Consider the following 15,903-nt stretch of genomic DNA (forward strand, 5'->3'; position numbering starts at 1 on the left):
ATGTCCTTTTGGCAGACCTGCCCGCAACGGACAGGCAATGAAATGCAGCGTAGCGGATGCCTGTTACGGCATCAGCCCGCGCGGAAGATCAGGTGTTCTTCCCAGTCCTCTTCGGCCACGGCATGCTCGGCAAGCATCTTGCCGGACTGGGAAATGCCGGCGTCGTGCACGGCCTGTGGATCGCCGCAGACCAGGTGGTGCCAGGACAGCAGGTCCTTGCCCTCGCTGACCAGGCGGTAGGCACAGGTCGGCGGCAGCCAGCGGAACTCTTCAGCCTGGGCCGGTGTGAGCTGGATGCAGTCCGGCACGAAATCGCGGCGTTTCTCGTAATTGGTGCAGCGGCAGGTCTTCAGGTCGAGCAGTTTGCAGGCGATACGCGTGTAATAGACGCAGCCATCGTCCTCGTCTTCGAGCTTCTGCAGACAGCACAGGCCGCAACCGTCGCACAGCGACTCCCACTCCTCCTGATCGAGCTGATCAAGAGTCTTGCGCTTCCAGAAGGGTTCCACTTTGGCGGCCATGGCCCGCTACCTCATCACCACGCCGACACCGGGCCGGCTCAAACCTGACACTTGGAGTCCCATCACACGGGATCGTTCATGCGCAGCAGTTCATCGGGCAGATGCTCGATGTATTCCTCTTCAGGTGGCGGCATCTGCAGGTGATAGCCCTGCTTGTCGAGGTTTTCCAGAACCGTGTGGATGTCCTCACGGGCCAGCTGACGCTCGGGGCTGAGCACCAGATCAAAGGCATGCTGCGGCGCACCAAACGCAGTGAGCAGCCCCTCGGGCACGCGCTTGAGCGCATCGGCCTTGAGCACATAGAGGTACATCTCGCGCTTGCGCGGACTACGGTAGATCGAACAGATACGTTTCATACTCACTCCAGGACCGCCAAAAGGTCGGCACCCATCAGTTCGCGGCGCCAGCCGCGCAGGGAATCGGGCAGCTGGTAAGGGCCATTGGGGTAGCCTGTGCGTAACAGGGCCTCCAGGCTTTTCTTGCGCAGCATGAGTTCAGGAGCCATCTGCAGACGTTCGGCTGCCTGCTGACCAACAGCCCGCAGACGTTTGAGCACCGCACTGGCCTCGATCGGCAGTGGTTCAGCCAGGCGCTCCGGACACTGTTCAGGGGGCGTGGCCGCCGCCTCGCGAATCAGCCTGAGCAGGGTTTCGCCATCCTGGCGCACGGTACGCGGGTGCATATCGTCGATGCGCGCCAGGGCCACGCTGTTGTCCGGCTGATAACGCGCCAGAGGCCACAGCGAGGCCTCGCGCAAAATGCGGTTGCGCGGCTGATTGCGCTTGCGCGCCTCACGCTCGCGCCAGGCACAAAGCGCACGCAACACCGCCAGCTGCTGCGGATTGAGCTTCCAGGCCAGTTTGGCATCCAGATAAGCCAGCTCGGGATCGACCTCCCGGCGCAGATTGCCCACCAGCTCGGCACCATCTTCCAGCAGCCACGCCAGTTTATCCGCCGGCAGACGCGGCAGCAGCCGCTGGTAGACCTCGACCAGATACTCGGCGTCCTGCGCGGCATACAGCTCCTGCATGGCCGTCAGCGGACGCTGCAGCCAGTCGGAACGGGTCTCGTCCTTGGGCAGTTCGATGCCCAGCTCATGCTGCACCAGGCGCGAGTAGCCCATGGAGAAGCCGATATTCAGGTAGGCCGCCGCCAGCTGGGTATCGAACAGCGGCTGCGGCAGGCTGCCGGTCAGGCGCAGAAAGACTTCCAGATCCTCGCTGCAGGCATGCACGACCTTGACCACGGCCGGATCTTCGAGCAAAGCGGAAAAGGGTCGCCAGTCATTGACCAGCAGCGGATCAATCAGACAGGCACTCCGGCCATCACCGACCTGCACAAGTCCCGCCTTGGGATAGAAGGTATCGACCCGCATGAACTCGGTATCCAGCGCCACGAACGGCAATTGCCGCCAGCCGGCGCAGGCCTCGGCCAGAGCGGCATCGTCACGGATCCAGTGAATCTCAATCGCCACAGGGCTCTCCTTCATCATTGCCGCGCAGTATATAGGCTCGCCCCTCTGCCGGGCAGGGTCATGCCGACTGGGCACCCCTGCCCAAGGAGGCGGCAAACTCTGTATGCTCGCCAGCTTTCCCCCGTCACAAGGCAGATAACAAGATGAAGAAACTGCTTGGCCTGATCACCCTTCTGGTCGCTGCGGTCGCCGTTTACCTCGGCATTACCCCCAGCCCGATCCGCCCACTGGCCTGGGAGGCGCCCACCGCCCCGTTGCCGGTTGGCGCCATGGAACCCAACGACACGCTGATGAAGGCCGAACTGCTCGCTGTTGGCCAGATCGAAGGCCCGGAAGACACCGCCGTCGACAGCCAGGGCCGTCTGTATGCTGGCCTGCATGACGGTCGCATCGTCCGTCTCGATGCCCAAGGCCAGGTCGAAACCTTCGCCAACACTCAGGGGCGCCCGCTGGGCATGGACTTCGACCAGAACGGCAATCTGATCGTCGCCGATGCCTGGAAGGGGCTGCTGCGCATTGATGGTAAAGGCCAGATCGAGGTGCTCAGCACCTCCGCCGACGGCCTGCCGTTTGCCTTCACCGACGATCTGGATATCGCCAGCGACGGCCGCATCTATTTCAGCGACGCCTCCAGCCGCTTCAACCAGCCGGACTACCTGCTCGACCTGCTCGAAGCGCGCCCCCATGGCCGCCTGCTGCGCTACGACCCGGCCAGCAAGCAGACCGAGGTGCTCCTGCGCGAGCTGTACTTTGCCAATGGTGTGGCACTGTCGGCCAAGGAGGACTTCGTGCTGGTCAACGAAACCTACCGTTACCGCATCACCCGCTACTGGCTCAAAGGGGACAAGGCCGGTCAGAGCGATGTGTTCATCGAAAACCTGCCGGGCCTGCCGGATAACCTGCAGGGCGACCGTGCCGGCACGTTCTGGGTCGCCATGCCGACGCCGCGCAAAGCCGACGCCGACTTCCTGCACCGTCACCCGTGGCTCAAGGCGCAACTGGCCAAGCTGCCCCGTGCCCTGTGGCCGAAGGCCGTCCCCTATGGCCTGGCGGTGGCTCTCAACGAACAGGGTGAAATCATCCAGAGCCTGCATGACAGCAGCGGGACCCACCTGCGCATGATCACCTCCGCCAAACCGGTGGGCGATTACCTGTATCTGGGCAGCCTGAACAACGACCGCATCGGCAAGCTGAGAATCCGCTGAGTTTTTTCTAGCAATAAAAAGGGGCCGCAGATGCGGCCCCTTTTTATTGCTGGCGCAGGTCAGGCAATGCGTGAAAGCAAGGCCTTGGCCTCACGCTTCTGCTCATCGCTGCCATCACTGATCAGTTGATTGAGGATATTGCAGGCCTCGTCCAGATTGCCCTGTTCGATATAGGCCAGCGCCTGATTGAGCTGACTGAGGTGTTCACGCTTACCTTCCAGATGGCTCAGATCATGGTCCTGCTCGAAGCTGCGGAAGTCGCTCAAGGTCTTACCCACTGGCTCGCGTTCCCAAGGCGCTAGCTCCTCGCTCTCCTCAACCGTCACAGTACGCGCCGAAGCCCGGCGCTCAAACGCCTGCGGTAACTCGGTCAGTTCGCTATGACCCATTTCAAAGACCTCAGGCAATTCGCTGAGATTGCTGCCAATCAGGCTGCTTTCTTCAAGGCCTTTGCTTGCCGGCCGCACCGCCTGAAACGGCTCTATCTGGTCCCATTCAGCATCCAACGGCAGGTCTTCGAGGTTCAGTTTGAAGTCATCTTCCAATAACGGACTGGCTTCATTAAGTGGTGCCACCGCCTCATGCAACACTTCGGCCGATTTACCCGCTGACAAAGATGCATACTGTTCTCGAATACGCGCCAGCGGCGTGGCGCACTCTGGGATGCTCTGCAGTACCGCGAGCTCGCGCTTGAAACCTACTTCATCACCGAGTTGCGCCAAGACCTCAAGCAGCCGCAAGCGCAACTCGTGACGTCCAGGCTCTTGCTCTACGGCCCGCCTCAAGCACGCACGCGCCTCAGCAAAGTTGCCGTAAGCGATATACACATTGGCAGCAGCCAGAGCATCGCTATTGCGCACGGGTGCAACCGGAATCAACTGCTCTGCTGGCGCTGATCCAGAGGGCATCGGCGCTACTCGCGGCGCCTGCATTAAAGTCGCAGGAGTTATCGAGGGAGCGGCTGCATCCTGTCTTGACCGTTTTTTACCACGGCGCAACCAACCGGCAGCGGCCAAAGCAGCCAGCAGTAGACTCGAAGCCAACCACCAGTGCCAGATGCTTGGTGTTTCAGTGCCGATACTGGCAGAGGCCGGCACCGCCGCGGCAGTGGGTTTCTCAGAGACAGGAACATCCTTGGGCACAACAGACTCAGGCCGAGATTCAGTTTGCTGCAGACGCAGCTGCAACTCGGCGATCTGCTGATCACGCTGACTGACAGCCTGCTGCAGAGTATTGAGCTGCTGACTGAGTATCTGCAGTTGTGCCATCAGTGCAGCATTCTGCTGCTGATTGGCCTGCAGCTCGGCATCCAGACGCTGCTGCAACTGCTCAACCGACTTAACCTCAGCCGATACAGGTATAGGTTGCTGCACTGAGCCCGGCGTTGCTACAGCCTGAGCAGAAACTTCAACAACCCCACCAGTTGGACGACCAATCGCAGTGCCGGCAACAACTGCGGGGGACTCGATCGGAGTGAACGGCCGCGCTTCATCTGGCAGTAAAAGCTCGACATTAGCCAACAGCCGTGACGAATCCCCTCCCATGAAAGCTTGGGGATTGAGCGCAAGAATACCCTCCATCAAACGCTGTATAGACAGGGGGCTCCCAGCCTGCTGCAAGCGCTTGGCGATCAACCACAAGCTATCACCGCGACGCACCTGATAACGCTCACCTCGCGTGGCAGCGGGCATTACCTGCGGCACACTGATGCGAGCTGTATCAGGCTGTTCGAAGCGAGGCGACAAGCCGGCCAGAGGCGCTGCCTGCTGGCGATAGGCAGAAGATTCCGGAGGATCGAAGAGCACTGTGAATTCGCGTACAAAATGACCGCCTGGCCTGACCACTTCCACCAGGAAATTCAGGTAAGGCTCGCGCATGGCTTTGTTGCTTTGCACCCGGATATAGCGCTCGCTGCCCTGCAACACTGGGGTAAAGCGCAAGTCATTGAGTACGTAAAGACGCTCAACGCCAGCCCGGGCAAATGCCTGCTCACCGGCCAGGCGAACCTTGAACTCGTCAGCCTCCAGCTGGCTGGCATCGACCAGTTCAATTCGCGCGTCAAGTGGTTGATTGAGTGCCGAATACAGGGTGATCTCACCCAAGCCAAGCGCCATCGCGGCTCCCGGGCACAGCACCGAGCTGGAAGCAAGCGTGAAAAGCAATGTGCGCATCTGTGGCATAACGCCTCCTCAAGCGCTGACTTTTCGATCGTCGCATTCCCTTGATGACCACAAGTCAGGCTATTCCCTCATGGTGCAGGCACCACCCTGGCGCTGCGCCTGTATTCAGTATGGTCTCTGTCAGGCAATGTGCTTGCCACATTGCCTGACAATCTGCCGAATGGTCGTAGCCAGCATAGTTACCGCGGCCGCAGCAGCCAAGCTGGCCATAAGGTCAGGATAAAGCACAATGCCATCACGCAGAAAGTCTGTGCAAAAGCCTCCGCCTCCGCCAAAGAATTCCCACCCAGAGCGGCATGCCGCCACTCAAGGAAGTAGGTCAGCAGATTGACACCAAAAGCACCGCCTAGTTGGCGCACGAAGGTAATCACCCCCGCGGCGCTGGCTAAGTGCCGTTCTGGAAGGGCGTCCAGCGCAACGGCATTCAGCGCCGGCAACAGCAGGCCGAAGCCGACTCGTCCCAAGCAGGCCAGAAGACATAGCAAGGCGAATCCGGCCGGCGAACCCCAGGCAGCAAATCCCAGTGCTGAAGCGACGAAAAACAACAGTCCCGCAACCAGAAGCCAAGCTAGCGGAAAACGATCAGACAACCAGCCTCCGGCGAAGGAGGCCAGCCCCAACGCCACCCCGGCCGGTAATAACAGCAGCCCCGCTCGACCGGCTGAATAGCCCTCGACCGTTTGCAAAAACAACGGTATCAGGTAGGTCGAGCCATACAGACCAAATCCCAGTACCAAAGCCACCCAACTGGCCTGACGAAAGGCCGCGCTCTGCCAAAGCATCAGCGGTAACAGAGGCTGAGGACTGAATCGACTGCGCCTTACAAATCGCCATGTAGCCAGTAACGACAACAGCCCAGGCCCCCAGGCTCGCCATTCGGACCAGCCGAAGCGCTGGGCTTCGGCCAGGCTACCCAACGCAGCGAACAAGGCCAGCAGCAACCAGATAAATGCCAGGTAATCCAGCCTTGGCGGCTGTGGGCTGCGCTCGTCGGGCAACAGCCAAATAGCCCCGATAATGGCCAGCGCACAGAGCGGTAGTGGCATCCAGAATACCGCTGGCCAACCGAAATGATCGACCAGATAACCACCGATGGTTGGCCCCAATGAAGGCGCGATCATCACCCCAAGGCCATAGATACCCAGAGCCATGCCCCGACCGCCAGAGGCATAGACACGAAAGATCAGCACCATGGCCAACGGCTGGACGATACCGGCGCAGCCACCCTGGGCAATGCGCACAGCGATCAGCTGCCAGGCCTGGTCGGCCGCCAGAGCCAGCAATGAGCTGAGCACGAACAGGCCAAGACCCAGCAGCACGGTCAGGCGCGTGCCGAGCCGCTGCTGAGTCCAGTTGGCCAGTAGCAGTCCGGCTGTCATTGCCGCAAGGAAACCGGTCGATAGCCATTGGGCCAAAGGCCGGCCAATGGAAAAGTCGTCCATGATTGCCGGCAGTGCCACATTGACACTGGTCGAGGCCAGAACCATGGCCATACTGCCCAACATCAATAGACTGAGCAGCCAAAGCGGATAACGGGGGCCGAAGCGCGCCTGCAGCTGCGCCAGATCGGCCGCCATCAAAGCTGTTCCAGATTGGCCAGCATGCGCGAATGAACCTGCTGACAGATACGCAGCTCCTCCTCGCCAATACCGGCAAAGAGCTCGTTGCGCAACTGCCCGGAAATCGCCTCGATCTGCGCAATCAACGGCCGCGCTGCCGGGCACAGACTGATCTGTTTGGCACGGCGGTCGCCGGCTACCGCCCGGCGCTCGACCAGGCCCTGCTGCTCCAGACCATCGAGCAGACGGGCCAGGGTCGGCCCCTCCACGGCCAGACTGGCCGCCAGCTCGCGCTGGGTCGGCAATCCATCGAAACGCGCGAGATGTAACAGAACCAGCCAGCGCGCCTGGGACAGCCCCAGGTCGGCCAGACGCCGATCCAGCTCCGCACGCCAGCCCCGCGACAGCTGGGCCAGCTGCATGGCAAAACGGTGTTTATCGGGTTGCGCCATGAATCGTGATCCGCAAAGTTTGGTAATCGCTAACTATTAGCCAGCTAACCATACTGCGAAAAACCAGACAAGTAGACCAAAGGAGGCGCTAAGTCGCACCCTGGCTCGCGCTACCACTTCGCATACTGATCCTCGACGAAGCCCCACAGCTGATCGATGGGCACCGGCTGGCGCCCTCTGGGCCGCAGTTCACCGGTAAACCGCCCGAAGATCTGCTTGAAGTTGCTGGCGATCAGCCCGGCATTGACCCGTTCCTGATGCATGCCGGCACCACTGAAGCGCAACGCCACCTGACCATCGTTGGAGGTGATGGTCCAGGGCTCCAGCGGCCGATCACGATTGAAGGCAAAGCGCACGCCATCGACCTTGATCAGCTCGCCATCGAGCCAGAAACAGTTCTCGCTGAAACTGGTTTCGTTGACTCCACAGGACAGGTTAAGCCCGACCCGCTGGCCGTCCACCTGCCCGGACAGGCAGGCCCAGTTCCAGAAGGTTTCCGGGCGCATGTAGCCGGCCGACCAGTCGTGATGGGCGAAGGCATCAATGGCCTCAAGATCGAAATCACCGAGTCTGCTGCGGATCCGCCCCTGGCAACGCACGCCCGCCACCTTCTGCGCATAGACCCAGCCGTTGACCGCCGTCGGCGTGCACAGGCACATCGGCGCAAAGGCCGGCTCGCGCTCGCTGAAGCGGGCCTCGATCGAGGTGCCGTCATCCAGCGTCACCGAGAGATGCTTCTCCAGACTGGCGCCGCTGTTTTCCAGACGCAGGCGATTGTGCCCCCAGCGCAGCTCGCACACGCCCTGATTGGGGTTCTGGCTGAACAGCGTGCCCATGCCCAGAGGCAGCTTGAACTGACGTTTGATCATGCGGCCGCTGGCCGGATGGAACAGGTAGACAAAGCCCACGCCCAGGAGGCTGAGGTTGGCCAACGCGCAGCCACCGATCAGTTGATCGCTGATGATGCCGAAATACTGGAACTGGTGAAAACGCCGCCATTTGGCCAACGCCCCTAGAGGCCGGCCCATGGGCGAGCGAAAATCAAAATCGCGGTAGTTGATCAGCTCAGGAGCAGCGGCAAATTGACCGTAATGAGGCTGGCCGTCGGCCTGGATAAGCTGGTGCATGCACTTTGCCCAAGAGACTAAAAAGTCGATCCTAGCAGTGCGTCAGGCAGGCTCAACTCACTAATCGGGCCAGCCAAGCCGGCAAAAGCGGCCAACGAGGGTAGGAGCCTCAGTAAGCTATCTGATTACGGCCATTGGCCTTTGCCAGATACAGCGCACGGTCCGCTTGCTCGTACAACTGGGTCAGCGGCAGACCTTCGGCTGGCTGCAGAGTGGCAACGCCGACCGACAGTGTCAGAACCGTACTCGAAGTAGAGCCACGATGTTCGATGCCGAGCCGCTCCAACTCCTCGCGCAAACCTTCAGCTAGCTGCAGCGCAACAGCCTGGTCACTGCCGTACAACAGCACGGCAAACTCTTCGCCGCCCAGACGAACAGCCATGTCCAGCGGCCGCCGAGCCCGCTCCTCGACTAAACGTGCCACGGCCTGCAAAGCATGATCGCCAGCATGATGACCATAAGCATCGTTGTAGGCCTTGAAGTGATCGACATCGGCTATCAGCAACGACAACGGAACGCCATCACGCTGCCCCTGCCCCCACAATGCGACCATCTGACGGTTGAAACTACGCCGGTTGTGCAAGCTGGTAAGACCATCACGATCAGCCAGCAACTCCATCAAACGAGTATTGAGGAAGTTCTCCCGCGACTTGTACTCCAGCAGGTAACAACCTACTGCGCCTACCACGCTGCCAGACAACAAGAACAGCAGGTTGTTGATCAAACGTGGCAAGGGGTAGTTCACCCAGTACTCACCAAGGCCATAGGACAGAACACCCAACAGGGAAACCACGAGCGCTTGGCGCAGGCGCAAACCAGCCAGGAAGTAGCCTGCCATACTGATCAGCAGTAACCCTTCGTAGGGAAAGTTATGATCACTCCGGTGCGCAATGGCCACAACAACGGCAGCTCCAATGCCCAGAGCAGCGATGGTTGCCAGGCTCATCCACTCAAGTTGCTGCCTGCTCTGGCCCTTCCACAGCAGCCAACCGCACCTCAGCAAAACAGCCAACACAATGAGGCGAACACCAGTCATCCACCAGCGCTCATAGGAACTAATCAGCAAATGATCAAGAACAGCGAACAGTAGCCAGAGGATCGTGCCAACCACCAAGGTGATACGCAACAAACCCTCAGTCTGAGCAAACTGCGCCTCGCGGTACTCACGCTCCAACGCTCCATGAAACCGCAGCCAGGTAAAACCACCCAGCAACTGGTCAACGTAGGGATTGGGGCGGACTTCGTCCAGCCAGGCCTGATGAGGGGACAAGCAGATGCCTTATCGGAACGGGTTCAGCTGAACATTAGTCCCTACGGCTGCAGGTAACAAGCTCAGCTACAGCTCGAACTCGCTCTGCAGTGCGGCACGTACACAGTACAGCACCCCCTCCTCGACCCGCCCGCGGAACATCGGGGCGATCGCGGCCGCCGCCGGCAGATCGCCGTCACCATCGAGGAAGGCATCCTGGATCTCGCCCAGCAGTTCCTCGGGCAGATCCAGCGCCTGCTCCAGCGACAACTGGTTGCGGGTGATGGCCTCGGCCAGCAGGTTGTACACGCTCTTTTCCGCGCACTTGAGCTGGTTGGCGATCTGCGCCGGGGTCATACCGGCACGGGCCAGGCTGACCAGCTCGTGGCGCAGGTCGGCGACCACCACCGGTGCCGCTTCTTCGCCCTGATTGAGCACCTCGAGGAAAGCCTCGCCATAGCGATCCAGCTTGCGCGCGCCCACCCCGCTGACCCGCGCCATGTCGCTGAGGGTACGCGGCTGACTGCGCAACATCTCCAGCAGGGTAGAGTCGGGGAAGATCACATAAGGCGGTACCTCATGCTCCTCAGCCAGTCGCCGGCGCAGAGCCCGCAGCGCCTCCCAGGTGGCGCGCTCATCGGCACGCACCAGCTGACTGGCCGCGCTGGCCGACGCCTTCGGCGCCGTCTGCGGTTTCAGATCACGGCGAAGCTGCAGGGTCACTTCCCCACGCAGCAGCGGGCGACAGGTCTCGGACAGACGCAGGCCGCCAAAGCCATCTAGATCGATATCTGCCAGCCCGCGCCCCACCAACTGGCGGAACAGGCTGCGCCACTCGCCCTCGTTCAGCGCCTTGCCAACACCAAACACCGCCAGGTGCTGATGGCCGGCGGTGCGGATCTTGTCGTTCTCACGCCCCAAGAGGATGTCGACCAGATGTCCGACGCCATAGCGCTGGCCGCTGCGATAGATCGCCGACAGTGCCTGACGCGCGGGCTCAGTGGCATCCCAGGTCTGCACCCCGTCGATGCAGTTGTCGCAGTGCCCGCAGGGCTTGGCCAGCTCCTCGTCGAAATAGGCCAGCAGCGCCTGGCGCCGGCAGCGGATCTCCTCACACAGGGCCAGCATGGCTTCAAGCTTGTGCTGTTCGATGCGCTTGTGCCGCTCATCACCCTCGGAGTTGGCCAGCATCTGCTTGAGCAGCAGCACGTCCTGCAGGCCGTAGGCCATCCAGGCATCCGCCGGCAAGCCATCGCGGCCGGCACGGCCGGTTTCCTGGTAATAGGCCTCCAGCGACTTGGGCAGATCGAGGTGGGCCACGAACCGCACGTTGGGTTTGTCGATACCCATGCCGAACGCGATGGTCGCCACCATGATCAGCCCTTCCTCATTGAGAAAGCGCTTCTGGTGATAGCTGCGCAGATCGCTGGAAAGGCCGGCGTGATACGGCAGCGCCGGGAAGCCCTGTTCGCTGAGAAACGCCGCCACTTCATCAACCTTCTTGCGCGACAGGCAGTACACGATGCCCGCATCGCCCTTGCGCTCGGCGAGAAAGGCCAGCAGCTGCTTGCGCGGCTGATCCTTGGGCACGATGCGGTAGAAGATATTCGGCCGGTCGAAACTGGAGAGAAAGCGCTCGGCCTGATCCAGGTGCAGGCGCTGGGCGATCTCCTCGCGGGTGCGTTTGTCCGCCGTGGCGGTCAGGGCAATGCGTGGCACGTTGGGGAACAGCTCGGCCAGTTGCCCCAGCTGCAGGTATTCCGGACGGAAGTCATGCCCCCACTGGGACACGCAGTGGGCTTCGTCAATGGCGAACAGGGCAATCTGCAGACGCTGTAGAAACGCCAGCATGCGCGGCTGCACCAGACGCTCCGGGGCCACATAGAGCAGCTTGATCTCCCCCTGGCGAATGCGCTCGGCCACTTCGCGCTGCTCATCCAGGCTCAGGCTGGAGTTCAGCGCCACTGCCGCGACACCCAACTCATCCAGCGTGGAGACCTGATCCTCCATCAGTGCGATCAGTGGCGACACCACCACCGCCAGGCCTTCGCGCAGCAGTGCCGGCACCTGATAGCACAGGGACTTGCCGCCGCCGGTAGGCATCAGCACCAGAGCATCGCCGCCGTCGGCCACGCGCTGGATGATCGCCGCCTGCTGACCGCGGAAAGCGTCGTATCCGAAAACATCTTTGAGAATGCGCGAAGCGGCAGAAGGCATGGTGTAGGTCTGAATGGCTGGCAAATCCGGGGGCGCAGTATACGTCAGCCATGCCGCGAATCATGGCCTCGCCTGTCGGCCGTGCTTTTAGCAGGCCACGAGGCTAGAATTTAACGTCTTACATTCGAACGATCCCTCAAGGTAGCCCCCGATGTCCTTCGCTGAGCAACTGCACCGCCTGCAAGCCTTTCTCGATGCCGATGACCTGCACGAGGAAGCCCTGGACTACATGGCGGCCCACGGCTACCTGACAGCCCTGGCCATCTGCACCGAGCAGGTGCCGGCACGTGAGTGGATCGATGCCCTCTTCGCCGAGCCACCGCACTACCGCAACGACGCTGAGCGCGCCGAAATCGAAGAAACCCTGCAACAGCTCAAGGCTCACATCGGCCGCCAACTGGCCAGCGACGACGACATGGAGCTGCCCTGCGAGCTGGATCTGGGCGAAGTGCCGGACGACTCCGACCTGCGCGGCTGGTGCATCGGCTTCATGGAAGGCGTATTCCTGCGCGAAGGCGCCTGGTTCGAGAACGCCGAGGACGAAGTCAGCGAGCTGCTGCTGCCGATCATGGTCGGCTCCGGCCTGTTCGAGGATCAGCCCGAGTTTGCCGAAATGGCCAGCAACCCGGACCTGATGGACGAGATGATCGAGCAGATCCCGGAAATCCTCACCGCCCTGTTCCTCCTCTTCAATGCCCCGGAAGAAAAGCCGGCGCTGCTCAAGCCCCGCCACCACTGAGCCACGCATGTCGCATCGCGACATCGAGCAAAGTCGTTCGCCCGTGATCCGCACGCTGCTGCTGGCGATCGGCTGGCTCAGCGTGATTCTCGGCATCATCGGCATCTTCCTGCCGGTGTTGCCGACCACGCCCTTTCTACTTCTGGCCGCCGCCTGCTTTGCCCGCAGCTCGCGGCGCTTCTACCTGTGGCTGGTCGAGCACCCGCGCCTCGGCCCTTGGGTACGCGATTATCTGGACGGCCACGGCATTCCGCTCAAGGCCAAGATCTATAGCATTGCCCTGATGTGGGCCAGTATCAGCCTGTCCTGTTATCTGGTGCCCGTGCTGCCGGCACGCCTGTTCATGCTGTGCAGCGGCACGCTGGTGACGCTGTACATCCTCAAGCAGAAAACCCTGCCGCTGCGCTGATCCGGCAACTTCCGACCAGCGGCAGCCAAGCCAGCCCTGCGTGCCAGCTCAACGCCTAGACTGGAGCTGTTCAGCTCTGTCAGGGATGTCTGCCTGTCATGATCTCGCGCCCACTCATGCTGCGCCCGCTTTCTGCCGCACTCTGCGGCAGCCTGGCACTGTGGCTGAGCGCATGGGCCGAATGGTCGGCCTGGGACTTCACCCAGATCCTGCTCAAGGCCGAGCAGCGTTACGGCAACCTGGGCAATGCCAAAACCCGCCTGCTGGCCTGGAACGAACTGATGCAGACCAGCAGCGGCCTGGGCGAAACGGAAAAGCTGAAGCTGGTAAACAGCTTCTTCAACCGCCAGTTCCGCTTCTCCGACGACAGCCGTAACTGGCGCCAGACCGACTACTGGGCCACTCCGGTGGAAGCGCTGATCAAGGGGGCCGGCGACTGCGAGGACTACTCCATCGCCAAGTATTTCACCCTGCGTCGCCTCGGGGTGCCCAGCGAAAAACTGCGCATCACCTACGTCAAGGCCCTGCAGTACAACCAGGCGCACATGGTCCTGACTTACTACGCCAGCCCCACCGCCACGCCGCTGGTGCTGGACAACCTGATCGGCGAGATCCGGTCGGCCTCGCTGCGCAAGGACCTGCTGCCGGTCTATGCCTTCAACGCCGAGGGCCTGTACCTGCCCAACGGCAAAAAAGGCGACAGCAAGAAGCTCTCGCGCTGGCAAGAACTGCTGCAGAAGATGAAGGCCGAAGGCTTTGCCATCGGCGAGGGATAGGAGAAGCCCATGTCACTACTCAAACAACTGTTCCTGGCCATCTGCCTGTTTCTGGTGGTGGCCTTTACCGGCAGTTTCATCTCCGGCGTGGAGAATTCCCGTGAGCAACTGCTTGGCCAGCTGCGCTCGCACGCTCAGGACGCCGCCACGGCCCTGGGGCTGTCGATGACCCCGCATGTGGACGACCCGGCGATGATCGAGCTGATGGTCAGTTCGATATTCGATAGCGGCTACTTTGCAACCATTCGCGTGGTGCGCATCCCAGACAACAAGATCATCGTTGAGCGGCGCACCACAACTACCCCTGAAAAAGTTCCGGGCTGGTTCATCAAGCTGGTAGATCTTCAACCTCAGGGCGGCGATGCCCTGATCATGCGCGGCTGGGAACAAGCCGCGCGGGTCGAGGTACTCAGCCATCCTCAGTTCGCTTTGACCAAGCTGTGGGACAGTGCCTTCGGCAGCGGTCTGTGGCTATTGCTATGCGGTGTGGTGAGCGCCGTGCTCGGAGGGTGGTTATTGCGTCACCAGCTCAAGCCGCTGGACACCATGGTGCAGCAGGCTCAGGCCATTACCCGGCGCGAATTCCTGACCATGCCCAAGGTGCCGCACACCCCGGAACTCAAGCGCGTGGTGGTGGCGATGAACCAGATGGTCGAGAAACTCAAAGCGCTGTTTGCCGAAGAAGCCGCCCGCAGCGAGAAGCTCCGCGAAGAAGCCTACCAGGACACCCTGACCGGCCTGGCCAACCGCCGCCTGTTCGATGCCACCCTGAGCAACCTGCTGACGGTCAGCGAGAATCATACAGAAGGCTATCTGATGCTGATGCGGGTCAATGACCTCGGCGGCCTCAACCAGCGCCTGGGGGGCCAGCGCACCGATGCGCTGATTCAGGACATTGCCGAGCTATTCAAGACCCTGCTGGCGGAACACGGCAAACCCAATTGGCTGGTCGCACGCAGCCGTGGCGGAGAATTCACCTTTCTTGCCCCAGGCCTTTCCAGCGAGGAAGCCGAGTCAAATGCCAACCGCCTTTGTCAGCAACTGGAGAACCTGCGCGCCACCGGCGCCAGTGATTGCACGCCCGTAATGCACATGGGCATCACGACCTTCCGTCCCGGCGAAGAAGCAGCGGCCGTCTTTGCCCGTGCCGATCAGGCCCTAGCCCAGGCCCAGAGCCAATCAAGCAAGGCATGGCAGCGCCTGGACAGTTTCGATGCCCAGCCCACTCAAGGCCTGCATCAATGGCGTGAGTGGGTCGACGACGCCCTCAACAGCAATCAGCTACAGCTGTATTTCCAGCCGGTAGTGCAATGCGCAGCCACCGACGTAATGCTTCATCACAAGGTACTGGCACGACTGCTAGATCCCAAGGGTGAAGCCATCGCTGCTGGACGCTTCTTACCATGGATTGAACGCCTGGGCTGGATGGCACGCTTTGACCTGGCCATGCTCGAGCAATGCCTCACGCGCCTACAGCAACAGCCGCGACCGCTGGCCATAAGCCTGTCTGCTGCCACCCTGTTAGAGCCCGGAAGCCGGGCCCGCCTTCTAGGGATGTTACGCGAGCACAACCAGCATGCAGCCCTTCTGACCATCGAGATAGATGAGCACCAGTTACCTGAAACCAAAGAAATGGAGCGCCTGTGTCTGGCCATTCGCGGCACCGGCTTCCAGGTTGCCCTGCAGCATTTCGGTGGGCGCTTCAGCCTCATCGGCAACCTCACCCACCTGGGTCTCGCGTACCTGAAAATCGATGGCAGTTACATCCGAACCATCGATCAGGAGAGCGACAAGCGCCTGTTCATTGAGGCCATTTACCGAGCCAGCAACAGCATTGACCTGCCACTGATCGCGGAAATGGTAGAGACCCAGGGTGAGCTGGACGTACTGAAGGAATTGGGCATTCAGGGAGCCATGGGTCGCCTGATCGGCGCGCCCGAGCCTTGGAATGCAGGCTGATCGATCGAGCACATACAGAAATTAAAAAGCCCGCCC

15 protein-coding genes are annotated in these 15,903 nt (G+C 61.2%); 6 read left to right on the forward strand and 9 right to left on the reverse strand.

All coding sequences use genetic code 11. The annotated features are described in order from the left end of the window. Positions 1-71 precede the first annotated feature (71 nt). From CK486_RS05185 to rnd, 3 genes are all read right to left on the reverse strand, one after another. Positions 72-521: a YcgN family cysteine cluster protein gene (locus CK486_RS05185; protein ID WP_095939220.1), complete on the reverse strand. Its 450-nt coding sequence runs from the start codon at positions 519-521 to the stop codon at positions 72-74. Between the two features lie 62 nt (positions 522-583). Further along, positions 584-877: a YcgL domain-containing protein gene (locus CK486_RS05190; protein WP_095939221.1), complete on the reverse strand. Its 294-nt coding sequence runs from the start codon at positions 875-877 to the stop codon at positions 584-586. Between the two features lie 2 nt (positions 878-879). After that, positions 880-1,995, reverse strand: coding sequence for a ribonuclease D (gene rnd, locus CK486_RS05195; protein WP_095939222.1), 1,116 nt, complete (start codon positions 1,993-1,995; stop codon positions 880-882). A 143-nt stretch (positions 1,996-2,138) separates the two neighbouring features. On the opposite strand from rnd, the gene CK486_RS05200 reads away from it, so the two are divergent. Beyond that, a complete protein-coding gene (locus CK486_RS05200) occupies positions 2,139-3,200 on the forward strand; it encodes an SMP-30/gluconolactonase/LRE family protein (RefSeq protein WP_095939223.1) in 1,062 nt (353 codons plus the stop codon). A gap of 59 nt (positions 3,201-3,259) precedes the next feature. Here CK486_RS05200 and CK486_RS05205 read toward each other — a convergent pair whose 3' ends face one another. Then, positions 3,260-4,840 carry a FimV/HubP family polar landmark protein gene (locus CK486_RS05205; protein WP_176481654.1) on the reverse strand — a complete coding sequence of 527 codons (1,581 nt, stop codon included), beginning with the start codon at positions 4,838-4,840 and terminating at the stop codon, positions 3,260-3,262. A 183-nt stretch (positions 4,841-5,023) separates the two neighbouring features. On the opposite strand from CK486_RS05205, the gene CK486_RS18045 reads away from it, so the two are divergent. Continuing rightward, complete coding sequence (locus CK486_RS18045) at positions 5,024-5,425, forward strand: hypothetical protein (protein WP_176481655.1); 402 nt, start codon at positions 5,024-5,026, stop codon at positions 5,423-5,425. 134 nt (positions 5,426-5,559) lie between these two features. On the opposite strand, the gene CK486_RS05210 is transcribed toward CK486_RS18045, so the two are convergent. The 5 genes from CK486_RS05210 to recQ form a co-directional block, all read right to left on the reverse strand. Beyond that, on the reverse strand, positions 5,560-6,957 hold the full coding sequence (locus CK486_RS05210) for a DHA2 family efflux MFS transporter permease subunit (RefSeq protein ID WP_095939225.1): 1,398 nt from the start codon (positions 6,955-6,957) through the stop codon (positions 5,560-5,562). Continuing rightward, positions 6,957-7,391, reverse strand: coding sequence for a MarR family transcriptional regulator (locus CK486_RS05215; RefSeq protein WP_095939226.1), 435 nt, complete (start codon positions 7,389-7,391; stop codon positions 6,957-6,959). Before CK486_RS05215 ends, CK486_RS05210 begins: the two co-directional genes overlap by 1 nt. A gap of 110 nt (positions 7,392-7,501) precedes the next feature. Next, the gene (locus CK486_RS05220; protein ID WP_095939227.1) at positions 7,502-8,518 is read right to left on the reverse strand and encodes a DUF2804 domain-containing protein; all 1,017 of its coding nucleotides are present in this window, start codon (positions 8,516-8,518) and stop codon (positions 7,502-7,504) included. A 109-nt stretch (positions 8,519-8,627) separates the two neighbouring features. Next, a complete protein-coding gene (locus CK486_RS05225) occupies positions 8,628-9,767 on the reverse strand; it encodes a diguanylate cyclase (RefSeq protein WP_371915485.1) in 1,140 nt (379 codons plus the stop codon). Positions 9,768-9,854: 87 nt separating this feature from the next. After that, complete coding sequence (gene recQ / locus CK486_RS05230) at positions 9,855-11,984, reverse strand: DNA helicase RecQ (RefSeq protein ID WP_095939229.1); 2,130 nt, start codon at positions 11,982-11,984, stop codon at positions 9,855-9,857. Positions 11,985-12,135: 151 nt separating this feature from the next. Here recQ and CK486_RS05235 point away from each other — a divergent pair, with 151 nt between their 5' ends. The 4 genes from CK486_RS05235 to lapD all read left to right on the forward strand — a co-directional run bounded on the left by CK486_RS05235 (position 12,136) and on the right by lapD (position 15,867). After that, positions 12,136-12,723, forward strand: coding sequence for a YecA family protein (locus tag CK486_RS05235; protein ID WP_095939230.1), 588 nt, complete (start codon positions 12,136-12,138; stop codon positions 12,721-12,723). Positions 12,724-12,730: 7 nt separating this feature from the next. Next, positions 12,731-13,132 carry a YbaN family protein gene (locus CK486_RS05240; protein WP_095939231.1) on the forward strand — a complete coding sequence of 134 codons (402 nt, stop codon included), beginning with the start codon at positions 12,731-12,733 and terminating at the stop codon, positions 13,130-13,132. 98 nt (positions 13,133-13,230) lie between these two features. After that, positions 13,231-13,908: a cysteine protease LapG gene (gene lapG / locus CK486_RS05245; protein WP_256574368.1), complete on the forward strand. Its 678-nt coding sequence runs from the start codon at positions 13,231-13,233 to the stop codon at positions 13,906-13,908. A gap of 9 nt (positions 13,909-13,917) precedes the next feature. Further along, positions 13,918-15,867, forward strand: coding sequence for a cyclic di-GMP receptor LapD (lapD, locus tag CK486_RS05250; protein ID WP_095939232.1), 1,950 nt, complete (start codon positions 13,918-13,920; stop codon positions 15,865-15,867). The last annotated feature ends 36 nt before the right edge of the window (positions 15,868-15,903 follow it).

This window comes from Pseudomonas sp. HAR-UPW-AIA-41 (genome assembly GCF_002304225.1).
In the GTDB taxonomy this organism is placed as follows: domain Bacteria; phylum Pseudomonadota; class Gammaproteobacteria; order Pseudomonadales; family Pseudomonadaceae; genus Aquipseudomonas.